The sequence below is a fragment of the Actinoplanes sp. NPDC051859 genome (assembly GCF_044452725.1).
Taxonomy (GTDB): domain Bacteria; phylum Actinomycetota; class Actinomycetes; order Mycobacteriales; family Micromonosporaceae; genus Actinoplanes.
On sequence record NZ_JBITBX010000002.1, the window covers coordinates 25,673 to 48,175 of the forward strand.

General features: G+C 70.3%; 21 protein-coding genes and 1 pseudogene. 15 read left to right on the forward strand and 7 right to left on the reverse strand.

The genetic code is table 11. The features are described 5' to 3' along the window. Positions 1-100 precede the first annotated feature (100 nt). The 10 genes from rplU (at position 101) to ACIA1L_RS04020 (ending at position 9,461) form a co-directional block, all read left to right on the forward strand. On the forward strand, positions 101-415 hold the full coding sequence (rplU, locus tag ACIA1L_RS03975; protein ID WP_396071021.1) for a 50S ribosomal protein L21: 315 nt from the start codon (positions 101-103) through the stop codon (positions 413-415). A gap of 12 nt (positions 416-427) precedes the next feature. Continuing rightward, entirely contained in the window at positions 428-694 is a 267-nt protein-coding gene (gene rpmA, locus ACIA1L_RS03980) for a 50S ribosomal protein L27 (protein WP_015619591.1), read from the forward strand. A gap of 96 nt (positions 695-790) precedes the next feature. Beyond that, positions 791-2,293, forward strand: coding sequence for a GTPase ObgE (gene obgE / locus ACIA1L_RS03985; RefSeq protein ID WP_396071022.1), 1,503 nt, complete (start codon positions 791-793; stop codon positions 2,291-2,293). A gap of 30 nt (positions 2,294-2,323) precedes the next feature. Next, positions 2,324-4,837, forward strand: coding sequence for an aminopeptidase N (pepN, locus tag ACIA1L_RS03990; RefSeq protein WP_396071023.1), 2,514 nt, complete (start codon positions 2,324-2,326; stop codon positions 4,835-4,837). A 41-nt stretch (positions 4,838-4,878) separates the two neighbouring features. After that, on the forward strand, positions 4,879-6,366 hold the full coding sequence (locus ACIA1L_RS03995) for an ATP-binding protein (protein WP_396071024.1): 1,488 nt from the start codon (positions 4,879-4,881) through the stop codon (positions 6,364-6,366). Positions 6,367-6,392: 26 nt separating this feature from the next. Next, positions 6,393-6,977 carry a nicotinate-nucleotide adenylyltransferase gene (nadD, locus tag ACIA1L_RS04000; protein WP_396071025.1) on the forward strand — a complete coding sequence of 195 codons (585 nt, stop codon included), beginning with the start codon at positions 6,393-6,395 and terminating at the stop codon, positions 6,975-6,977. An 88-nt stretch (positions 6,978-7,065) separates the two neighbouring features. Then, on the forward strand, positions 7,066-7,464 hold the full coding sequence (gene rsfS, locus ACIA1L_RS04005; protein WP_396071026.1) for a ribosome silencing factor: 399 nt from the start codon (positions 7,066-7,068) through the stop codon (positions 7,462-7,464). Further along, positions 7,461-8,099, forward strand: a complete 639-nt coding sequence (locus tag ACIA1L_RS04010; protein WP_396071027.1) for a histidine phosphatase family protein — start codon at positions 7,461-7,463, stop codon at positions 8,097-8,099. Before rsfS ends, ACIA1L_RS04010 begins: the two co-directional genes overlap by 4 nt. A 63-nt stretch (positions 8,100-8,162) precedes the next feature. After that, positions 8,163-8,585 carry a hypothetical protein gene (locus ACIA1L_RS04015; protein ID WP_396071028.1) on the forward strand — a complete coding sequence of 141 codons (423 nt, stop codon included), beginning with the start codon at positions 8,163-8,165 and terminating at the stop codon, positions 8,583-8,585. Between the two features lie 24 nt (positions 8,586-8,609). Beyond that, the gene (locus ACIA1L_RS04020) at positions 8,610-9,461 is read left to right on the forward strand and encodes a DegV family protein (RefSeq protein WP_396071029.1); all 852 of its coding nucleotides are present in this window, start codon (positions 8,610-8,612) and stop codon (positions 9,459-9,461) included. On the opposite strand, the gene ACIA1L_RS04025 is transcribed toward ACIA1L_RS04020, so the two are convergent. Together ACIA1L_RS04025 and ACIA1L_RS04030 are read right to left on the reverse strand one after the other, a co-directional pair. After that, entirely contained in the window at positions 9,458-10,462 is a 1,005-nt protein-coding gene (locus ACIA1L_RS04025) for a hypothetical protein (RefSeq protein WP_396071030.1), read from the reverse strand. The genes ACIA1L_RS04020 and ACIA1L_RS04025 overlap by 4 nt on opposite strands. Before the next feature lie 57 nt (positions 10,463-10,519). After that, a complete protein-coding gene (locus ACIA1L_RS04030) occupies positions 10,520-11,308 on the reverse strand; it encodes a putative protein N(5)-glutamine methyltransferase (RefSeq protein ID WP_396071031.1) in 789 nt (262 codons plus the stop codon). A 755-nt stretch (positions 11,309-12,063) separates the two neighbouring features. Here ACIA1L_RS04030 and ACIA1L_RS04035 point away from each other — a divergent pair. The 3 genes and pseudogenes from ACIA1L_RS04035 to ACIA1L_RS04045 all read left to right on the forward strand — a co-directional run. Continuing rightward, positions 12,064-12,702: pseudogene (locus ACIA1L_RS04035) on the forward strand (ComEA family DNA-binding protein); the annotation flags it as partial. Then, on the forward strand, positions 12,699-15,107 hold the full coding sequence (locus tag ACIA1L_RS04040) for a ComEC/Rec2 family competence protein (protein WP_396071032.1): 2,409 nt from the start codon (positions 12,699-12,701) through the stop codon (positions 15,105-15,107). The pseudogene ACIA1L_RS04035 and the gene ACIA1L_RS04040, both read left to right, overlap by 4 nt. Positions 15,108-15,198: 91 nt before the next feature. Further along, positions 15,199-15,933, forward strand: a complete 735-nt coding sequence (locus ACIA1L_RS04045; RefSeq protein WP_396071033.1) for an SDR family oxidoreductase — start codon at positions 15,199-15,201, stop codon at positions 15,931-15,933. A gap of 99 nt (positions 15,934-16,032) precedes the next feature. On the opposite strand, the gene ACIA1L_RS04050 is transcribed toward ACIA1L_RS04045, so the two are convergent. The 5 genes from ACIA1L_RS04050 to ACIA1L_RS04070 all read right to left on the reverse strand — a co-directional run bounded on the left by ACIA1L_RS04050 (position 16,033) and on the right by ACIA1L_RS04070 (position 20,605). Continuing rightward, entirely contained in the window at positions 16,033-16,917 is an 885-nt protein-coding gene (locus ACIA1L_RS04050) for a RimK family alpha-L-glutamate ligase (protein ID WP_396071034.1), read from the reverse strand. Positions 16,918-16,983: 66 nt separating this feature from the next. Then, positions 16,984-17,673: a hypothetical protein gene (locus ACIA1L_RS04055; RefSeq protein ID WP_396071035.1), complete on the reverse strand. Its 690-nt coding sequence runs from the start codon at positions 17,671-17,673 to the stop codon at positions 16,984-16,986. Further along, the gene (gene holA, locus ACIA1L_RS04060; RefSeq protein ID WP_396071036.1) at positions 17,670-18,644 is read right to left on the reverse strand and encodes a DNA polymerase III subunit delta; all 975 of its coding nucleotides are present in this window, start codon (positions 18,642-18,644) and stop codon (positions 17,670-17,672) included. The genes ACIA1L_RS04055 and holA overlap by 4 nt, the downstream gene beginning before the upstream one ends. Before the next feature lie 551 nt (positions 18,645-19,195). Then, positions 19,196-19,462 carry a 30S ribosomal protein S20 gene (gene rpsT, locus ACIA1L_RS04065; RefSeq protein WP_071810155.1) on the reverse strand — a complete coding sequence of 89 codons (267 nt, stop codon included), beginning with the start codon at positions 19,460-19,462 and terminating at the stop codon, positions 19,196-19,198. Between the two features lie 180 nt (positions 19,463-19,642). Continuing rightward, on the reverse strand, positions 19,643-20,605 hold the full coding sequence (locus ACIA1L_RS04070; protein WP_396071037.1) for a phosphotransferase family protein: 963 nt from the start codon (positions 20,603-20,605) through the stop codon (positions 19,643-19,645). Positions 20,606-20,657: 52 nt separating this feature from the next. Between ACIA1L_RS04070 and ACIA1L_RS04075 the strand changes: the two genes are divergently transcribed. Next, a complete protein-coding gene (locus tag ACIA1L_RS04075) occupies positions 20,658-21,191 on the forward strand; it encodes a DUF4240 domain-containing protein (protein WP_396071038.1) in 534 nt (177 codons plus the stop codon). A 244-nt stretch (positions 21,192-21,435) separates the two neighbouring features. Next, on the forward strand, positions 21,436-22,317 hold the full coding sequence (locus tag ACIA1L_RS04080; RefSeq protein ID WP_396071039.1) for an MOSC domain-containing protein: 882 nt from the start codon (positions 21,436-21,438) through the stop codon (positions 22,315-22,317). Positions 22,318-22,503: the final 186 nt, after the last annotated feature.

The following is a 22,503-nucleotide window of genomic DNA, read 5'->3' on the forward strand; positions in this document are numbered from 1 at the left end:
CCGTGTTCTCGTGCGCGAGTCATTTTCCGCGCCGGGACCACGAGTTACATCCGCCAAGCAGCGATGTTCCGCTGCGTAAGTCTCAGGGAGTCCGCGTCCGATGTACGCGATCGTCAAGACCGGCGGCAAGCAGTACAAGGTTGCCGAGGGCGACGTCATCGAGGTCGAGAAGCTCGCGGGTGCGCCCGGCGATGCGCTCAAGCTCGCCGCGGTCCTCCTCGTCGACGGTGACAACCTGGTGACCGATGCGGCCAAGCTTGCCAAGGTGACGGTGTCCGGCGAGATCGCCGAGCACACCAAGGGTCCGAAGATCCGGATCCACAAGTTCAAGAACAAGACCGGCTACCACAAGCGCCAGGGGCACCGCCAGCCGCTGACGCTGGTGAAGGTGACCGGCATCTCCAGCGGGAAGTAGGGGCGAACCGCCATGGCTCACAAAAAGGGTGCATCAAGCTCGCGGAACGGCCGTGACTCCGCCGCTCAGCGGCTCGGTGTGAAGCGGTTCGGCGGCCAGCTGGTCAACGCCGGCGAGATCATCGTCCGCCAGCGCGGCACGAAGTTCCACCCGGGCGACCTGGTCGGCCGCGGTGGCGACGACACGCTGTTCGCGCTCGCCGCGGGCAACGTGCTCTTCGGTCACAAGCGTGGTCGCAAGACCATCAGCATCGTGCCGGTCGCGGCAGCGGCCGAGTAAGACCGCCGCTCACGCAGCGTCGCAGCGGGCCGTGGACCTTCCGGGGTCCGCGGCCCGCTGTCTTTGTTCAGATCCAGCAGTAGTGGGAGTGCCGAAGTGGCTACGTTCGTCGACCGGGTAGTGCTGCACCTGCAGGCAGGTGACGGCGGTCACGGCTGTGTGTCCGTGAAGCGGGAGAAGTTCAAGCCGCTCGGTGGCCCTGACGGTGGCAACGGCGGGCACGGCGGAGGCATCACCCTCGTCGTCGACCCGCAGCAGCACACGCTGCTCGATTTCCACTTCCGCCCGCACATCAAGGCGACGAACGGCGTCGGCGGGATGGGTGACAACCGGGACGGCGCCAACGGCGGCGACCTCGTGATCAAGGTGCCGGACGGCACGGTCGTGCAGACCCCGGACGGCGAAGTCATCGCCGACCTGATCGGCGAGGGCACCACCTTCGAAGCGGCCCGCGGCGGTCGGGGCGGGCGCGGCAACGCCTCGCTGGCCAACACCCGCCGCAAGGTGCCCGGCTTCGCCGAGCTGGGCGAGCCCGGCGACCACCTCGACGTGGTGCTGGAGCTCAAGAGCGTCGCCGACGTCGGCCTGGTCGGCTTCCCGTCGGCTGGCAAGTCCTCGCTGATCTCGGTCATCTCCGCCGCCAAGCCGAAGATCGCCGACTATCCGTTCACCACGTTGGTGCCCAACCTCGGGGTGGTGCAGGCCGGCGAGAACATCTTCACGGTCGCCGACGTGCCCGGCCTGATCCCCGGGGCGGCCACCGGCAAGGGCCTCGGGCTGGAGTTCCTGCGGCACATCGAGCGCACCTCCGTGCTGGTCCACGTCCTGGATGCGGCGGCGCTGGAGATCGAGCGTGACCCGATCGCCGACCTGGACGCCATCGAGGCGGAGCTGAGCGCGTACGGCGGGTTGGCGGACCGGCCCCGGATGGTCGTCCTCAACAAGATCGACATCCCGGACGGCCGCGACCTCGCCGAGATGGTCCGCCCCGACCTGGAGGCCCGCGGCCTGCGCGTCTTCGAGGTCAGCGCGATCACCCGCGAAGGCCTCAAGGAGTTCCTGTACGCCCTCGCCGAGGCCGTCGCCGCGCACCGGCTCGCCAAGCCGGAGCCCGAGCCGACCCGCGCCATCGTCCGCCCGCGTGCGGTCGACGAGAAGGGCTTCACCATCGAGCAGGACGCCGACGGCGTGTTCGTGGTGCGCGGCATCCAGGTCGAGCGCTGGATCAAGCAGACGAACTTCGACAACGACGAGGCGATCGGCTACCTCGCGGACCGGCTGGAGCGCCTCGGCGTCGAGGCAGCCCTAGCCAAGAAGGGCGCCAAGGCCGGCGATCCCGTCCGCATCGCTGAGCAGGAGTTCGACTGGCAGCCGAACAGCGGCGACTACGTCTCCGGCCCACGCGGCACCGACTCCCGCCTCGAGGAAGACCCCAACCGCCTCACCGCCGCCCAGCGACTCGCGGCCCGCAAGGCTCGCCGGGTCCGCTCGGACGACGAGCTCCTGCACATGGACGAAGACGGCACCGTCACCACGGTCGCGATGTCCGCTAAGCCTGTCTTGATCACCGATGACGAGGAAGAGGACGCGGGCGCGTAGGTCGTGGCTCGATGAGCCATGATGTTCGGCATGCCGAGTTTGACGCGCGCCGAGGCTACCGCCCGAGCTGCCACGATCACCGTGACCGGGTACGACATCGCCCTCGACCTCACCGGGGGCGGTGACACGTTCTTCTCACGGACGGTGCTCGGCTTCGATGCCACGCCCGGCAGCGACGCATTCGTGGAGCTGGAGCCCGCGGAGTTGGTGTCCGCGACGCTCAACGGTGTGCCGCTGGCGGCGTCGGCGCTGGCGGACGAGCGGCTGGCGTTGACCGGTCTCGCGGCGGTCAACGAGCTGGTGGTCGAGGGCCAGATGCGCTACTCGAACACCGGCGAGGGTCTGCACCGCTTCGTGGACCCCGCTGACCAGCGGGTCTACCTGTACGCGCACATGTTTCTCGACGGCGCGCGCCGGATCTTCCCCTGCTTTGACCAGCCCGACCTGAAGGCGCCGGTTACATTGAACGTCGTTGCACCCGATGGCTGGCTGGTGGCGGCCAACGGCGAGCAGGCGGGTGCCGCAGCCGGCGGGCGGTGGCAGTTCGCGCCGACGAAGCCGCTGTCGACGTACCTGATCTCGCTGGTCGCGGGGCCGTACCACGTGCGGACCGACGAGCACGACGGCATTCCGCTCGCGCTGTACTGCCGGCAGGCGCTCGCCGAGCACCTGGATGCGCAGGCGGAGGAGCTGTTCACGGTCACCAAGCAGTGCTTCGACCGCTATCACGAGCTGTTCGACGTGCGGTACCCGTTCGGCCACTACGGGCAGGCGTTCGTGCCCGAGTTCAACTTCGGCGCGATGGAGAATCCGGGCATCGTCGTCTTCCGGGACGAGTTCATCTTCCGGTCCGCGGTGACCGACGCGGAGCGCGAGACCCGGGCCATGGTGATCGCCCACGAGATGGCCCACCAGTGGTTCGGCGACCTGGTCACCATGGCCTGGTGGGACGACCTGTGGCTGAACGAGTCGTTCGCCGAGTACCTCGGCACCCGGATCGCCGCCGAGGCGACCCAGTTCACCGAGACCTGGACGACGTTCGCGATGCAGCGCAAGGCCTGGGGCATGCGCGCCGACCAGCGCCCGTCGACCCATCCGGTGGCGCCCAGCGACGTCGACGACACCGCCCTCGCACTGCTCAACTTCGACGGCATTTCGTACGCGAAGGGCGCCGCGGTCCTGCGTCAGCTGGTCGCCTACGTCGGCGACAAGGCGTTCATGGCCGGGCTCAACGAGCACTTCGCGGCGCACGCGTACGGAAACGCGACCCTGGCCGACCTGCTCGGCGCGATCTCCCGGGCGAGCGGCCGCGACCTGACCGCCTGGGCCGAGGTGTGGCTGCGCCGCGCCCAGCTCAACACCCTGCGCGCCGAGGTCGAGCGCACCGACGACGGCCGGTACGCCCAGGTCACGCTGGTGCAGACAGCCCCCGACGAGTATCCGACGCTGCGGCCGCACAAACTTTGTGTCGGGCTCTACGACCACGGCGCCGACGGTGTGGTCACCCAGCGCCGGCTGCTCGAGGTGGAGGTGGATCCGGAGCGGGACAACGGCCGCACGCCGCTGCCCGAGCTCACCGGGGAACCCGTCGCCGATCTGCTGCTCGTCAACGACGGCGACCTCACGTACGCGAAGGTCCGGCTGGATGCCGCCTCGGCTGACGCCGTACCGATGATCCTGCCGCTGTTGGCGGACTCGTTGACCCGGGCGTTGGTCTGGGGTGCGGTGTTGGACGCCGTCACCGACGCGGAGCGGCCGGTGGCTGAGCTGGTCACGCTGGTGCTGGCGGCCCTGCCGGTCGAGCGGGAGGTGACCGTGGTGGAGGACGTGCTGCAGATGAGCCGGGCGCTGGTGGACCGCTATCCGACGCCGGAGACCCGGCCGGCCGCGTTGGAGCTGCTGGCCCAGGCCTGCGACCGACTGGTGGCCGCGGCCGAGCCGGGCAGTTCGCGGCAGCTCGCGGGAGTGCGCGGCCTGATCGGCGCGAGCATCGACACCGTACGCCTGAACGGCTGGCTGGTCGGGGAGAACGTGCCCGAGGGTGTGGCCGTGGACGCGGACCTGCGCTGGCTGATCCTGTACCGCCTGGTGGTGCTGGGCACGGCGGGCGCGGACCGGATTGAGGCGGAGCTGGCGGCCGACCGTAGCGCCCTGGGTGAGCAGGCGGCGGCCAAGTGCCGGGCCGCGCTGCCCGACGCCGAGGCCAAGGCTCGGGCGTGGGAGTTGATCCTGCACGACTCGGAAGCGTCCAACCGCATTCTGGAGGCCACCGCGCGCGGCTTCTGGCAGCCCGAGCAGCTGGACCTCGTCGCCCCCTACGTCGAGCGGTACTTCGCCGAGGTGGTGGGGTTGGTCGAACGGCGTACCGGGATGAGCGGGGAGCGGGTGGCCGTTGCCGCGTACCCGGCGGTGGTGGTCGCGCCGCGGACGCGGGAGCTGGCCGCGGAGCTGTTGGCGGCCGAAGGCGTGCCGTCGATCGTGCGCCGCGTCGTCACGGATGGCGACGACGATGTTCGCCGTGCGTTGCTGGCCCGGGGTGTGTGATTCGGCCGCTAGCCTCCGGTTGCAGCCGATAGCCTCGGCAAGTGGAATGGTCCGAGGAGCTGTGCGGGGGAGTGCTTCAGGCCGCCCCGGACGCGATCGTGGTGCTGGACTCCGAACGTATCGTCCTGGTCAACGACCGGGCGGAGAAGATCTTCGGCTGGTCGCGGGACGAGCTGGTCGGGCGGGACGCCGAGGTGCTGCTGACCGATTCGGTACGCGGTGCGTTCACCGGCTCGACCGGCACCGTGGTCGTGCAGGCGCGCCGGCACGACGGCGTGGAGTTCCCGGCCGAGGCGTCGTTGGGCCACCTGAACACCCCGGACGGCCGGCTGACCATCGCGATGATCCGCGATGTCACTGGGCGTAACCAGCTCAAGGCAGAGGCACTCGGTCAGCGCAGCGCGCGGCTGGAGGCGCTCGGCAAGCTGGCCGGCGGGGTCGCGCACGACTTCAACAATCTGCTGGGCGTGATCGTCAACTACGCGAATTTTGTCGTGGAGGAGACCGAGGCGCCGGCGCCGGATGTGAAGACGATTGCGGCGGACGCCCGCCAGGTGATCAAGGCGGGGGAGCGCGGCACCGGACTCACCTCCCAGCTGCTGAAGTTCGCCCGGCGGGAGGTGATCCGCCCGCAGGTGATGGACCTGAACCGGGCGGTCGAGTCGGCCGAGAACGCCCTGCGCAAGGAGATCGGCAAGGATGTGCGGCTGATTCTCCGGCCCGCCGACACCCTCCCGGCGGTCACCTGCGATCCGGCGCAGATTGAGCAACTGCTGCTCAGCCTGGCCGGTAACGCGCGCGACGCCATGCCGTCGGGGGGCAACCTGGTGATCGATACGGCGTGCTCCCACCTGGCTGCAGACGAGCATCCAGAACTTGCAGCCGGGGATTATGTCCGGCTGCGGATCTCCGACTCCGGCCGCGGGATGTCCCACGAGGTGGTCGAGCGCGCCTTCGAGCCGTTCTTCACCACGAAGCCGAACCACGAGGCGGCCGGGCTGGGGCTCGCCACCGTCTACGGCATCGTCACCCAGGCTGGCGGCAGCGTCAGCCTCGCCTCCGAGCCCGGCGTCGGCACTACGGTGACCGTGCTGCTGCCCGTCTCGGAGGGCGCGAAGCCGGAACCGGAGCCGCAGCATCAGCCCGCCGCTACGGCCGGCAGCGGGGAGACCCTGCTGGTCGTCGATGACGAGTCGGCCCTGCGTGACGTGGTGGACCGCATCTTGTCCGGCGCGGGCTACCGGGTGCTGTCCGCGGACGGTGGCGCGACTGCGCTGGAACTGGCCCGGCTGCATGAGGGCGTGATCGACCTGCTGGTCAGCGACGTCGTGATGCCCGGCATGCTGGGGAAGGAACTGGCCGAGCGGATCACCGATGCGCGGCCGGACACCCGGGTCCTCTTCATGTCCGGCTACGCGCAACCGGTGCTCGCCTCCAAGGGCACCCTTGATCCCGGCGTGGCGCTGTTGGAGAAGCCGTTCACGGCTGAGGATCTGCTGTCGGCCGTACGCAAGCGGCTCGACGGCTGATCTGGCCTTTGATCTAGGATGCGCCGATGCGGCGGCGACGGATCGGGATCATGGGCGGCACCTTCGACCCGATCCACCACGGTCACCTGGTGGCGGCGAGTGAGGTGCAGAGCCGGTTCGAGTTGGACGAGGTGGTCTTCGTGCCGACCGGTCAGCCATGGCAGAAAGGGCAGGTCAGCCCGGCTGAGGACCGCTACCTGATGACCGTCGTGGCGACCGCGTCCAACCCGCACTTTCACGTGAGCCGGGCCGACATCGACCGGGACGGGCCGACCTACACCGTGGATACGCTGCGGGATCTGCACGCCTTCCACGGGCCGGACGCCGAGCTGTTCTTCATCACGGGGGCCGACGCGTTAGCCAAGATCCTGTCGTGGAAGGACGCGCTGGAGATGTTGTCGTTGGCGCATTTCGTGGGGGTCACCCGGCCCGGGTTCGAGCTGTCGGACGACCATCTTCCGGATGATTCGGTCACCCTGGTGGAGGTGCCGGCGATGGCGATCTCGTCGAGTGACTGCCGAGCGCGGGTCGCCCAGGGCCAGCCGGTCTGGTACCTCGTACCCGATGGTGTGGTGCAGTACATCGCCAAACGGCGGCTCTACCGCGAGTAACAACCTTTTTATGGGACTTTGTCCGACTCGGGTTGCCCGCCCGGTGTGAGACGCTAGAACCTTCTGCACATCGAACGATTGGAGACCGGTGCCCGTCACCGATCGCGCCCGCGAGCTCGCGCTGACGGCGGCGCAGGCCGCTGCCGACAAGAAGGCGCAGGACATCGTCCTCATCGACGTCGCCGAGCAGCTCTACATCACCGACGCCTTCGTTATCGCGTCGGCGTCCAACGAACGCCAGGTGGCCTCCGTCGTCGACGCCATCGAGGAAGCCCTGCTCGGCCTGCCCGAGAAGGCCAAGCCGGTCCGCCGCGAAGGCGAACGGCAGGGCCGCTGGGTGCTGCTCGACTACGTCGACATCGTGGTCCACGTCCAGCATGACGAGGAGCGGGAGTTCTACGCCCTCGACAAGCTGTGGAAGGACTGCCCGACCATCCCGTTCGTCGACCGGGACCTGGCCGAAGCCGACTCCTCCGGCGCCGCATGACCACAACCCGCCTCGTCGTCTGGCGGCACGGCAACACCGACTGGAACGCCGCCGGCCGAGTCCAGGGACAGACCGACGTCCCGCTGAACGCCGTGGGCGAGCAGCAGGCCGTCGACGCAGCCGAACTGCTGGTCCGGCTGCGTCCCGGCGCGCTCGTCAGCAGTGACCTGCGCCGCGCCTCGGACACCGCCGCCGCGCTCGCCGCGCTCACCGGCCTCTCCGTCCAGCACGACGACCGGTTGCGCGAGCGCCACTTCGGATCCTGGCAAGGCCTGACCATGACCGAGGTTGCCGAGACCCGCCCCGACGAGCATGCGGCCTGGCGGGCCGGCGCCGACGTGGTCGGCGGCGGCGTCGAAACCCTCGACGACCTGGGCAAGCGAGTCGGCGACGCCCTGCAGGCCGCGGTCGACGCCGCGCCCGCCGGAAGCACCGTGGTGGTGGCGACCCACGGCGGCGCCGCCCGGTACGGCATCGGGCACCTGCTGGGCTGGCCCCGGGAGCAGCTGCGCACCCTGCGCGTCCTGCAGAACTGCCACTGGGTCGAGCTGACCCACAGCGAGACCCTCGGCTGGCAGCTCGCCGCCTACAACGTCGGACCGTTCGCGGACCGCCCCGTCCCGTCGCCGATCTGAACCCGATCGATCCGTTCCGCCAGCGGGCGGAACGGATCGGGCCGCGGTAGCGTCCAAGTCATCATGATCATTCAACGGATGACTCTCGCCGCCACCGCCGTCGCCGCGCTGACCGTCGCGGGCTGCGCCAACGGCGGCACCACCACCGACGTCCCCGTGGGTGCCCCCGCTGCCTCGGCTCCCGGCGCGCCCTCCGCCACGCCGCCTTCCGCCGCACCCAGCTCCGCCGCACCTAGCCCCGGAGCGCCGAGCGCCAAGCCGCCGGTCCAGAAGGGCAGCCGGACCATCACCGGCACCATCACCGCCGGCGTCGAACCCAACTGCCTGCTCATCGACGACAACCTGCTGATCTTCGACCAGGAATCGGTGCGGAACACGGCCAAGGTCGGCACGAAAGTCACCGTCACCGGCCGCTCCGAACCCGGCATGATGAGCACCTGCCAGCAGGGCACGCCGTTCATGGTCACCGCTATCCGCGCGAACTAGGCGCGGATCCGCTACGGTGCCCGCATGCCCGTCGCGGTCGTCACCGACTCCACCGCGTACTTGCCGTCCGAGTTGCACGGCACCTACGACCTGACCGTCGTACCCCTCACCGTCGTCATCAACGGCGCCGAAGGGCTCGAAGGGGAGGAAATTTCCCCCGCCGAGGTCGCCCGCGCGCTCAGCGCCCGGCGCGCCGCCGTCAGCACCTCACGACCCGCTCCGGAGCAGTTCGCCCGCGCGTACCGGAAAATTCTGGACGCCGGGGCGGACGGCATCGTCTCCGTGCATCTGTCCGCGAAATTGTCCGGGACCTTCGAGGCGGCCGCGCTCGCCGCGGCCGCCCTCGGCCCGCACGTCCAGGTCGTCGACAGCCAAACCACCGGCATGGGGTTGGGCTTCGCGGCACTGGCCGCGGCCGCCGCGGCAGAAAAAGGCGAAACCCTCGCTTCCGTACGCGACGCAGCAGCCGACCATGCCGCACGCGTCAGCACACTGTTCTATGTGGACACTCTCGAGTTCCTGCGCCGCGGCGGGCGCATCGGAGCCGCCTCAGCCCTGCTCGGCACGGCACTGTCCGTCAAACCCATCCTGCACGTGGTCGACGGCGCCATCGTCGTCCGCGACAAAGTCCGCACGGCCGGCCGCGCGCTCAGCCGGCTCGTCGACCTGGCAGTGGAAGCCTCCGGCGACGGCGAGGCCGACATCGCCGTCCACCACCTGGGCGCACCCGACCGGGCAGCCGCCCTCGCCGACGCCGTCTCGGCCCGCCTCGGCGACCGGCTCCGCGACTGCTACCTCACCGAGATCGGTGCGGTCGTGGCGGCCCACGTCGGCCCCGGCGTCGCCGGCGTCGTGGTGCACCGCCGCAACGTTTAGGGCCAGCAGTCGGCGCGCCAGCGCTCCGGGTCGAGGCCCTGCGCGGTGAGCCGGTCGCTGAGCTCAGACCAGGACACGACCGTGTCGCCGTACTGCACCTCGTCGGCCTTCGGCAACAAGGCCGGACCGTTCGTCGGCCACAGCGCCAGCGTGCGGCCGTCCGGAGTGATCAGCAGCTCGGCGGCCAACGGCAGCTGCTCGGCCTGACGCGCGTAGCCCCAGGAAGCCAGCACGGCCTCCGCCCGGCGAACACACGTCCAGAATGGCGAACCCGGCTCCACCGAATAGGGCACCGTACGGCCGCGCTCGTCCGAGGCGTACGCCATCGGGGTGATGGCCCGCGGCGAGCGCAAGAAGATCGCCTCGGCCCGGGCGAACAACTCCGGCAGATGATCGCTGCCGTCCGCGGTGACCAGCAGCGTCCCCCGCTCGGGCGCGAAAGCGACCGGAGAACCGCCGACCTGCTCAGCCAGCCCGGCGAGCCAGCCGTCGAGCAGCAGGTGCGAGGTCCAGTACGCGTCGCCGTCGTCCACGAACTGCACCACCACCGGCTGATCCGCGGCCCCGAGCAGCTTCGCCCCCGACAGATTGGCCCGCGCTGCGGCGAAGACCTCGTCGTCCGTGACGCCCCAGCCGTGCGGGGCACTCACGAACGTCATCGTGTCGGGCTGATCCACCACGACGAACTCGGCCAGAAACGGCAATACCGCCCGGCGCAGCGGCGCCGAGACATCCGCGGGCGGTGTCGCGCCGCGCAGCACCGGACGCAGCAGCGGGCGTGCCTCCGCCCAGGTCGCCGGCGAACCAGGCGCCCGCAACAACCCGGCCACGGCCTCGTCGATCCCGCCCCGGCGCACCTCGCTGAGCCGCAGCACAGTCGGCTCCTCGTCGCCGGGGCGCACAAATCGCACGGTGAACGAGGCGGAATGGTAGCGGGCGTCCGACACGCCGGCCCGGCGCAGCCGTTTCACGACCTGCCCGGCCAGCCGGGCCCGGGCCATCCTCCGCAGCAAACCCACGGCGCTGATGCCCTTCCGCTCGGTCGATGGGCGCCGACCCTACCGCCTCCCTCGGGTGGCTGTCACGACCGTCGCTGCCAGCTCCTCGTCCGTGTGGGTCGCCGGATCGAGACCCGCCGCCCGCACCGCGGCGACCGCGGGTCCGATCTGGTCCTCGGTGAGCTCCGACAACAGCACACCGCCGGGGCCGAGCCACTCGGCTGCGGCACCGACCACAGCACGGAAGACGTCCAAGCCGTCCGGGCCGCCATCCAGCGCGGTATGCGGCTCATGCAGCCGGGCCTCAGCGGGGAGGAAAGGTATGTGGCGGGTAGCTACGTACGGAACATTCGCCAGCAAGATGCCGACCCGGCCCCGTAGCTCGCCGGGCAACGCCTCGAAAAGATCACCCCGGTATACGTTGCTGCCCAGATTTTCCCCTGCGCAGGCGACCGCTACCGGATCGCTGTCGGCGGCGTGCAGCTCGATCTGGGGAGTTGCGGTGCGTACGGCCAGACCCAGGGCGCCGGAGCCGCAACACAGGTCGACGACGATCCCGCCCGCTGCGGTGGCGGCTTGTGTCGTAGCCAGTCGTACCAGGAGTTCGCTGCGGAGTCGGGGGACGAAGACGCCGGGGCGAAGGCGGACTCGGATGCCGCAGAAATCGGCGTACCCGACGACCTGTTCCAGGGGTTCGCCTTCGGCGCGGCGGCGTACCAGCTCCGCCAGCTCAGCGACGCTGGTGGCGGCCTCGTCGAGCACCGCGGCCTCCTCCTCAGCGAAGACACAGCCGGCGGCGCGTAGGCGGGTGACGGCCTCGGCTAGCTCCGGTCGTAGCACAGAACTCATCGATCTCCCGGTTGTCCACAATGCGCCGTTGTCCACAGGCGGCGGCGCGGATAATGACGACGAAACCCTACGGTCGCCGGGTGCGTGAGGCGAGTTTCCCCGAGTTCCTCGAAGAGGCGGTGCGCGACCGGCTGAGAACGGTCCTGCCACCGCCATCCGTCGCGTCCGGGTGTGCCGTTCCGTTTGATGGTGCTCCTTCATCGGGGGCTACTTCCTCGACTGTCCTTCCGCTCGGGGGTGCAGTCTCCTCTGGGAGTGCTCTTTTGCGTGGGGGTGCACTCTCCTCTGGGGCCGGTCCCTTGTCCGGGGATATGCCTTCGTCAGGGAGCGTCCTGAGTTGGGCGGATGTTGTTCCTGGCTGGGCGGATGCTGTTCCGGGGTGGCCGCATGATGCTCCTGGCTGGCCGGATGACGTCTCTTTGCCGTCCGCGGCCGATCGGGTGTCCGCTGCGACTGCCTCGCCTGGTGTGGTCGCGGGTTCGACTGCTCCGTCTGCTCTGGTAGCCGCTTCCACCGCCGCTTCCGCCGGTCGGCCTGCGCTGGGTGGCTCGGCTTCGATGCTGGATGATCTCGCTTATCGGCCGGCTTGGAGCGGGTCCCCGCACTCTCGCGTCGCCTGGCCGGACCCGCCCGAAAGCGAGGCCGCTTCGCTCGACGGCCCCGGCGCTTTTGGCGGTGGCGCAGGTGCGCGCGGCGCTTTTGGCGGTGGCGCAGGTGCGCGCGGCGCTTTTGGCGGTGGCGCTCGTGCACGCCTCGGCGCTTTCGACCCTGGGCGGCGAGGCATCAAGGCGCTCGCGGCCGTCGCGCTCGTGGTCGTGGTGATCGCGGCGCTGCTGGCCTGGCGGGCGCGGCCCCGAATCGACCCGGTCGCCCCCGCCGCTGCTGCCCCCACCGCGGACCCTGCTGTTGCCGCCGGTTTGGCCGGCACCGGGTCCCTCGTCGGGAGCGCTCCGGCGTCGTCCCGGCCGGCCGAGGTGGTCGTCGCTGTCGGCGGCAAAGTGCACAAACCGGGCCTGGTGGAGCTCGCTGCGGGTGCGCGCGTCGCCGACGCGGTCCGGGCCGCCGGCGGGGCCAAGCCCGGCGTCGACATCGCCTCGCTCAATCTGGCACGCAAGGTGGTCGACGGCGAGCTCATCATGGTGGGCGTCCCCCTGCCCCCGGGCGCCGCCCTTCCGGCCGCTGGCGGTAGCAGCCCGGCCAGTGGGCCCCTCAACCTCAATACCGCCACGCTGGCAGACCTCGACACCCTCCCCGGCGTCGGCCCGGTCCTCGCCCAACGCATCCTCGACGCCCGCGACGCCCAAGGCGGCTTCCGCGCCATTACCGACCTCCGCAAAGTCGACGGCATCGGCACCGCGCGCTACGAGCAACTCAAAGAACTGGTGTCCGTATGACAGGGCCAGCCGATCCGGACCGGGTCGCCGGGTCATTGCCGGACCCGCGGCTAGGCGGATTCGCCATCGCGGTGTGGCTAGCTGCCCTGTCCTGCCTCTACCTGTCGTTTCGCACCGGCCTCGGCATCGCGGCCGCCGCATTCGTTCTTGCAGCCCTCACTCTCCTGCCAAGGTGGCCGGAGCGGCAGCGGACGAGTGGTCGCATGCCCATCCGCGGTCGCTCGCGCTGGCGGGCTGCGCGGTTCGTGCTGGTGTCGGCGTTGCTCGGGGCCGGCTGCGGCGCTGCCGCCACGGCTGCCCGAGTCGCTGTGCGCGAGGCTGGTCCGTTGGCCGCCCTCGTCGACGCCGGCGCCACCGCCCGCGTGGAACTGATCGTGCGGGATGACCCCCGCGCGCTCCGCGGCTCACCCGGCCTCCCGGCCACCTACCTCATTCCCATCGAGCTGACCGCGATTCATCCCGAGGACGGTGCCTCGCTCCGACTGTCAGCGCGAGCCCTCGTCCTCGGAGCGGACCCCGCCTGGCGACCGCTCCTGCCCGGCCAACGAGCCGCAGTCACCGGGCGACTGCTGGCACCTCGCGGCGGCGACCTGCGCGTGGCCGTCCTGTCCGTTAAGGACCCACCCCTGCTCACCGGCCGGTCATCACCGGCGCAGCGGCTAGCTGGCGCGCTGCGAGCAGGTCTGCAGCGAGCCTGCGCGCCGTTACCGGACGATGTCGGCGGACTCCTGCCGGGCCTCGTCGTAGGGGACACGAGCCGGATGGATCCCACCCTCGAAGAGGACTTCCGGGCAACCGGCATGACGCATCTCAATGCCGTCAGCGGCGCCAACGTGGCGATCATCCTCGGCGTCGTGCTGTTCCTCGTGCGGTGGGCCCGCGCCGGGCCGGTTCTGACAGCACTGGTGTGTGCGCTCGCGCTGGTCGGTTTCGTCATTCTCGCCCGCCCCTCCCCGAGTGTCGTGCGAGCTGCGGCGATGGGTGCGATCGCACTGCTCGGACTTGCCATGGGACGTCCGCGCGCCGCGGTCCCCGCTTTGGCGGCCGGGGTGGCTGCGCTGGTTATCGTCGATCCTGAGCTCGCCGGTGACGTGGGTTTCGCCCTGTCCGTACTAGCCACCGCAGGTTTGCTGCTGATCGCACCAGGCTGGCGGGAGGCGTTGCGGCACCGCGGCTGGCCCGTGGTGGCGGCCGATGCGCTGGCGGTTCCAGCCGCTGCCCAGGTTGCCTGTGGGCCGGTCGTAGCGGCGATCTCGGGCAACGTCAGCCTGGTGGCCGTACCGGCGAACCTGCTGGTGGTCCCGGCCATCGCACCGGCGACCCTGTTGGGGGTTTCGGCCGCCGTGCTGTCGCCCGTGTGGCCTGCCGGAGCCGAGTTTGCGGCGTGGCTAGGGCAGTGGCCCGCGCGTTGGCTGGTGCTCGTCGCCACGCACGGCGCCCGCTTGCCGGCCGGGGCAGTGCCCTGGCCCGGTGGTCTGGCCGGTGCGCTGCTGCTGGCGGCGCTCACGATCGCGCTGCTGATCGCGGCCCGCAGACCCGTCGTGCGGAAGCTGGTCGCGATTGTCACCGCCGGAGCGGTGCTCGGCGCCTTTCCCGTACGGTTGCTGGCCTCCGGTTGGCCGCCGTCGCGCTGGATTGTGGTCGCGTGCGCGGTGGGGCAGGGAGACGCCGTGGTGTTGCCGGCGGGGCAGGGACGGGCGGTCGTTGTCGATGCCGGGCCCGATCCGGCTGCGGTCGACCGGTGCCTGCGGCGGCTCGGCGTACGCGAGGTGGTGCTGTTCGTTGTCAGCCATTTCCACATCGACCACATCGGTGGGCTAGCGGGCGTGTTCCGGGGCCGTACGGTCGCGGCGGTGGTAACCCCCGACTGGCCCGAGCCGGCCGGAGGGCGTACCGCGGTCCTCGCCCAAGCTGCTGCCGCCCGGACACCAGTCACCGCAGTGGGTCCGGGCTGGACATTCGACGCTGGCGGTCTCGCCGTGGCCGTTCTGGGCCCGGTTGCGCCGGCGCATGGCACCAACTCGGATCCGAACAACAACTCGTTGGTGCTGTCCGCCCAGGTGGCTGGACGGACAGTGTTGCTGCCTGGCGACGCGGAGACCGAAGAACAGGAAGACCTACTCGGCCGGTTCGGAGCGGGGGCACTGCGGGCTGATGTGTTGAAGGTGGCGCACCACGGCAGCGCGTACCAGTCGTCCGAGTTTGTCGACGCGGTGGATCCGGCGGTGGCGCTGGTGTCAGTCGGGCGCGGAAATGACTACGGGCACCCGAATGGGGCGTTGCTGTCGCGGTTGGCGCGGGGCGGTGCGCGCGTACTGCGTACGGATGAAGGGGGTGATCTGGCCGTTGTCGTGACGGACGACGGCCTCGCGGTCGTCGCCCGCGGCGACCCACCCACCTCGTGATCCGGCTCACGGAAACGTGGATCCGGTGTCACATTGACCGGGGGTGGTTCGTCCCTGGTCCACAGCGAGTTTCGGTGAAGGGAGCGCAACGATGAAGGTGGCAGTCGCGGGTGGCACCGGCCTGACCGGTAGGCACGTGGTGCAGGTGCTTGCCGCCGCGGGCCATGAGCCGGTGGTGCTGGCCCGGTCGCGCGGGACCGACCTGCTCACCGGCGCTGGTCTCGACGCGGCGTTGGCCGAAGTGGAAGCCGTCATCGACGTCAGCAACATCACGACGATGCGGCGCCAGGTCGCCGTCGACTTCTTCGAGCGGGCCAGCCGAAACCTGCTCGGTGCGGCCGCCCGGGCCGGGGTGCGGCACCACGTGGCACTCTCGATCGTCGGGATCGACCGCGTCAAGACCGGCTACTACCAGGGAAAGCTGCACCAGGAGGCGGTCGTTCGCACCGGCGGGGTGCCCTGGAGCGTGTTGCGGGCGACGCAGTTCCACGAGTTTGCGGGACAGCTGCTCGCGCAGGTTCCCGGCCCGGTCGCGGTCGTGCCGAAGATGACGGTGCAGCCGATCGCGGTCCGCGAGGTCGCCGAGGCCCTGGTCGCCCTCGCTGCCGGCGAACCGCAGGCCATGGCAGGCGACCTGGCCGGGCCGCGCGAGGAATCGTTGGTCGCGATGGCGCGCCGGCTCATCGCCGCGGGCGGTGCACGACGGCGTCCGGTGCTTCCGCTGTGGGTTCCGGGGCCGATGTCCCGGGGCGGCCTCCTCCCGACCGGACCGGGCGCCCGCGGCGGCCAAACCTTCGACCAGTGGCTCAGCGATCAGCAGTTCTGACCGCCTCTGCCGCCGCGGTCGCGGTCGCAGCTGTTCGGGGCGCTCAGCGAAGAAGCGATCGGCCACCACTCCGATTCGAGGTGACGACCATGACAGCGGTCAGACCCGGCGCAGCACGGCATCGGCAAGCCGCTCAGCCGCGCCGTCCGCGTACCGCAGGAACAGTGTCGGCTCGGTTAGTTCCAGCTCGAGCAGCAACGGCGTGCCGTCTGCGCCAGGAACGAGATCGATCCGGGCGTAGAGCAGCCGTTCCGCGCCACCCGGCACCTCCCTCAGGACCTCCTCGGCGAGCTTCAGCTCCGGCTCGGTGGGGATGCGCGGGGTGATCTCTTCCTGATATTCGCCGGTGCGTTCACCACGTTCGGTCAGCAGCGCACCCTTGCGAATGGCGTGGCTGAACGTCATCGCGCCGGTCTCGTCCGGGAAGCACAGCAGCGCCGTTTCACCCGCGGTGTCGACCGCCGCGAGATACGGCTGGATCATCGACGTACGCCCGGCAGCGGACAGCCGTTCCACGTGTGCCTGCGCCGCGGGCAGGTCCTCGGGCAGGGCGTACCGGCCGGTGTCGCGGCTGCCCGCGCTGACAGTCGGCTTGATGACCCACTCGCCCGACTCCGGGGGCGTCCACGTCTCGCCGGGTTCGACGAAGGCCGTGGGAGTGATGGGCAACCCGGCGGCGGCCAGCTCGCTCAGATAGTGCTTGTCGGTGTTCCACGCGACGATGTCGGCCGGGTTGACCAGCCTCGGCACCGTACGCGTCCAGGCGAGGAACTCGTCATGCCGTCCCTGGTAGTCCCAGGGCGACCGCAGGACGACCAGGTCGTAGCCGTCCCAGTCGGCGGCCGGATCATCCCAGCGGACCGCGTCCACGGTCGCGCCGCGCGCGAGCAGTGCATCGCGGAGCGGGTGGTCGTCGATGTACAGGTCGGGGAACAGGTCCGCCGTGACGAGGGCAATCCGGGTTTCGTTCTGCTCGTGGATCATAAAGAGATCTTGTACCTGGTACGGCTTCCGCGCGCCCGCGATTTTCCGGGCGGGAGCGCTCAACCGTTATTCGTAGCGGCGGGCTGCCGATTGGCGGGCGCGCTGCTGCTGCTCTTCCAGGTGGTTGGTCCACTGCTGTACCGCGCGCGGGTCATGCAGGAGGCCCGGCTCGCCGACATCCGGCCCGGACGCCGAAATGGGGCCGCCGGCACCCGTCGGCGCGGTAGGCGCGCGTGGCGTCCAACCCGGCCGTGTATCGCTACGACCAGGGAGATCGCCGTCGCCGGGAAGGGAGAAGCGTGGGGATCCGTCGTGGCTGACGTGGCCTGCGAACCGGCCGAGGTCCGCGGGCGGCTCGGTCGCCTCAGCGACGAGCGGTCGGGAGAGCCGGACCGTTTCCGCGCCCAACCCCCCAGTGTCCGGAGCGATGTCCGCGCCGTCCCACAGACCCAGTCCCGCATCCGGCGCGCTGCGCGGCGCCACTATGGTCGGTCGCACCTGAGGCTTGGTGAGCGCGCCGGCCACCACATCGTTCAACTTGACCATTACCGCGACGGTGGCCGGCAGCACCAGCACTCCCCACCAGCTGACCAGCTCCGCCAGCGCGAGCAGGATGCCGAGCGCGACAGCGCCTTCGAGGAAAACGAAACAGAGGAAACCGCTGGGGGCGAGGTATTGCAGGCCCAGCATTCGCGCGTACAGCGGCTGGCGGCGTACCTCGTCGCGGGACAGCCCGGCGCGGCGGGACCGACTCATCGGGCACCGCCGGACCGGCGGGCCTGCGCCACCGCGAAGACTGCCTGCTCCAGGGCGTAACCTCGGTCCTCGGCGCCGCCCTTCACCGCAGCGTTGCAGTCGGCGGCGGCGCGCATCGCGTCGACCAGGCCTTCCGGGCTCCAGCCCCGGCTGCGTTCCTGCGCCTTCTGGATTTTCCACGCGGGCATGCCGAGCGAGCTAGCCAGCTGATAGGGATTGCCGCGCCCCGCGGAGGCCACCCGCGCAACGGTCCGCACCCCGTCGGCGAGCGCGTCCGCGATCGGCACCGGGTCCACGCCGACATGCAGCGCCCACCGCAGGGCCTCCAACGCCCCCGGCACATCGCCGATCATCGCGGCGTCGGCCACGGCGAACCCGCTGACCTCGGCCCGGCCCTTGTAGTAGCGGGCGACCACCGCGGCGTTGATCTTGCCGTCGGTGTCGGCGAGCAGCTGTGAGCAGGCTGCGGCGATCTCGCGCAGGTCGGTGCCGACCGCTTGGAGGAGGGCGGCGGCGGCTGCCTCGTCGCAGCGCCCGCCGTGCCGCCGGAACTCGTCCCGCACGAACGCGATCCGCTCCCGGTCGCCCTTGAGTTTGACCGCCGGCACCACGGCGGCCCCCGCGGACTTCAGCCCATCCGCGAACGCCTTGCCCTTGGCCCCGCCGAGGTGGGTGACGACCAGCGTCACCTCAGGATCCGGGCTCTTCGCATAAGCCAACAGAGCGGACACCAGGTCCTTGCGCGCGTCCTGCCCGGCCCGCACGACCAGCACCCGCCGCCCACCAAACAGGGACGGGCTGAGCATCTCGGCCACTTCGCCAGCGGAGAGTTGACCGGCTTCGTACTCCCGGACGTCAGCGCCAGGGTCCTGCTCCCGCGCCGCATCGACCGTCGCGGTGACCGCACGGGCGGCCAGCAGCTCCTCGTCACCGAGAACCAGAACGAGGGGGGTGGGGGGCGCGCTGTTCACGTACAGAATCTTTGCATGCTGGTCCGGCACTTCCGCGATCCTCACTCCTGCGCGCAGCGATCTGATCATCGAATGCGAAACCAGACATATCGGCAACCCGCCATGCTTGCCGGCTGCGTCCCCGCCTCGATCAGGCGGGACGTCCGCCGTCCGAGCCGAACGTGATTCGACACACATCCCGACCGATAGCCGGGGGTCAAACCAAACACAAGGCCTAATCCGGGCGTGTTCCGATCCGCCCTGTTGGCGCTTTGAAGATCTTTTACCGTACGGACACCGCTACGTCCCGTGGCACACAGGCCCGCCGCTGCCGTCCCGACCTCCGCATGCCCCATCCGGCCGGGTCGCGCGAGACCAAGACCGCAGTGAAGGCCCCCTGGAGGCGCCAACGCAAGCCATGAACTCAGAGCGGCGACTTGTCCGGCGGAACCTGCGCCTACGCCGCCGTGTGCGGAAACAACTCAGGCACCGCTGGACCCGGAGGTCCGGCGGTGCCCGGAGGTGTGATCCATGACCCGATCACGCCGAGGCGCGACCGTGGTAGCCAGTGATCAGGCAGACAGCGAGGCGACCCGCTTGGCGATGGCCGACTTGCGGTTCGCCGCCTGGTTCTTGTGGATGACGCCCTTGCTCACGGCCTTGTCGAGCTGGCGCGAGGCGTCCCGCAGCAGCGCGGTGGCCGTCTCGGTGTTGCCGGCCTCGCTCGCCTCGTTCAGCTTGCGAATCACGGTCTTCAGCGACGACTTGACCGACTTGTTGCGCAGCCGGGCCTTCTCGTTCTGCCGGTTGCGCTTGATCTGGGACTTGATGTTCGCCACGCGACAGCCTTGTCCTGACTAGTTCGGATGATGTACTCGGACGGTGGTAACGAAAGCGAGCAGCAGCACGTCACCACACGCGACGAACCAATGTATCAGGCCTGCTCCGGCCCACCCAAACCGAGCCGGCACAGCCGCTGAGGGCCGAGTCCGTCGCGCTGTGGGCCGCCAGGGGACGGCCTAGGGCTGAGCGTCCCAGTTTCGGCGCGACGCGAGCCAGGCCAGCGCCTGTTCGCCGCTGAATTTCTGGTGCTGGCGGCTGTGCGGCGAGGCGGAGCTCGGACCTCCCGCGGCACGGGTCAGCCAGTAGCCGCTTAGGGCCGCCAACGCCCCGTCCACGACGGCTGTCGGGACGTCTCGGGCCGCGAGCATGCGATCAACGTCATGGCCGCTGGCGTACGCCGTGACCAGCAGCGTCACCGTGTCGAACCAGGGTGCGCCGAGACACGGCCACGTCCAGTCACAGAGCCAGGCTTGCCCGTACACATCGATCATGATGTTGTCGATGCGCAGGTCGCCATGGAGCATGTGGGAGCCGGCGACCAGGGCCGGCAGCCTCCGCTCCAAGGCGGCCAGCTCGGCCAGGTGGTCGCGGACCCAGGTCGGCGCGGTTGGCAGGGGCGCGCGCCCGGCGACACTCGCTGACCACCAGGACAACTCATCCCGCACGATGTCGCTGAGCTGCGGCAATCCGGGCATCGACGGGTGGGTCAGCGCAGCCGCGGCCGTGTCCCACGCCGCCAACGCTGCCGTGAGTGCGGTCGGACTCCAGGGCAGCTCCGGCACGCGGCCATCGATCGGATCCAGGCACAGCACGAAATACCCTGCGATGTCGAGTGTCCAGCGTGGTCGCGCGGCGCGTACCTGTGCGGGCAGCGTGGCTGTGACGAGTGCCTCACGGGCGTACGCATCGGCTGCCGGGGTGGCCCAAGGTGCCGCCTTGAGAAACGCACGGTCGCCGGCCGCGGTCTCGACGACGGCCGCGAATGCCCTGGTGAAACCCCCACCCGCGGTGGTCGCGGCGGTCACCCTGCCGCCGAGTCGCGCCTCGATCGCGGCCCGCAACGGCAACGGCAAATCCCCCCAAGGCGGGCGTACGGCGGTAGCTCCGTAAGCAACCTCAGGCAGCGATGGCGGGCGCATGTCCCCATCCTGCCTCCACAGGTTTGTCGTACCCCTCTGGTTGGCTGTCGCCATGAGAACGGACGACTTCTGGGCGGTCATCGACCGGGCGACCGCCGACCGGCCGGGCTCGCCCGACGAGGTCGCGCATCGGGCCATTGCCGACCTGGCCCGGCGTGATCCCGCCGAGATCGTGGCGTGGGCCCGACACCTCGACAAGGTCCTGGCCGCCTCCGGCAAAGAGGATTTGTGGGCAGCGGCCTACCTGATCAACGGCGGCTGCTCAGACGACGGTTTCGACCACTTCCGCGGCTGGCTCATCGCCCATGGCCGCGAGGTCCTGGCCCGTGCCGTCCGCGACCCCGACTCCCTCGCCGACCTGCCCGCGGTGCGATCCGCCGCCACCACCGGCGCGGTCTTCGAAGCGGAGGAGATCCTCACGATTCCCCAGGCTGCCTACCGCGAGGCCACGAGCGACGAGTTGCCACCTGCCGACACCGCACCGGCCCGCCTGGACGCATCGATGCTCTGGGACTTCGACGACGAAGAGGAGATGCAACGCCGCCTGCCCCGCCTGTCCTCGCTGTTCCTGGAGGCGCCCGAGTAGAGCCGGCGGGACAAGGGCGTCGCGTGGTCAGCACTGGTCGCGTCAGCCTGCCCCTGCCTCTGGACGCCAACAGCTCCGACAACCGCAGTCCCGCACACAAAGCCAGCGGCGCCGGGCTGCGGCGCTGTGCCCGGAAGCGCCGGAGCAGAGCCGACAGGGCTGGGCGTGCCGTGCGATGCACCCGAGACTCGGCCGTGCGCGCATTGCGGCCGCTCGTGCGGCGGCGGGGAGGAAGTGGTTCGACGTGAGTATTCCGCAGGGGGTTGTCGCTGGCGTGCACAGCGACGACACGCATTCGTTCAGTAAGCCGCCACGGGCGGCTATTGAGCTGGTCGTGGGCTGGGGAGTGCGCGGTGATGCGCATGCCGGTGTCACGGTCCGTCATCGCAGCCGGGTCGCGGTCGATCCGGGTCAGCCGAACCTTCGGCAGGTCCACCTGATTCAGGCCGAGCTGCTCGAGGAGGTGCGTGAGCTCGGCCATGCCGTGCCGCAGGGTGGGCTAGGGGAGAACGTGACCACCGCTGGCATCGACCTGCTGTCACTCCCTTGTGGAACGATTCTCCGCTTCGGCGCCCAGCCCGCCGAACCCTCGCTCGGTGCTCGCGAGCCGCGGGAGGTCCACGGTCTGGGCACGGGAGCAGAAGGCCCGGGCGCGGGACCAGACACTTCGGGTACAGGAGTAGATCGTGCGGTAGGCGGGCTGGATGCGGGCGCGAGTGGTGCGGCGGACCGTCCCGGTATGGGGGCGGGCGGTGCGGCGGGAAGTGGTGGTGCTGCGGGGGCGATGGAGGTGGTCGATGTTGGTCGGCGGGTGGTGCTCGAGGGTGCGGCTGCTGATGCGATCGCAGTGTTGGCTGCTGTGGTTGCGGCAGAGGAAACGCGGGCCGTGCGGGGTGATGAGCGGCCGGCTGTCGTGGTGACGGGGCTGCGGAATCCTTGTCAGCAGATCAACAACTTTCAGCCTGGGCTGCTCAAGCGGGTGCTGGGCAAGGGCGCTGACGGCACTCCGATCCGAAGAGCCGGGATCATGGCGGTGGTCTTGCGCGGCGGGGTGGTGCGGCCCGGGGATGGCGTGACGGTCGAGCTTCCGGTTGCCGTGCCGCATCGGGCTCTGGATCGGGTCTGAGCGGGTCGGCTGCGGGCGGCGTGGTCCGGGCAGCGTGGGCCGGAGGATCGGGTCTGAACGGGTGGACTGCGGGCGGCGTGGTCCGGGCAGGGTGGGCCGGAGGATCGGGTCTTGTCCGGGGTGGGTTCGCGACGTGGGACGATAGGGGGACCGGCTTCGGAGCCGGTTGCCCAGACAGCAGGAATG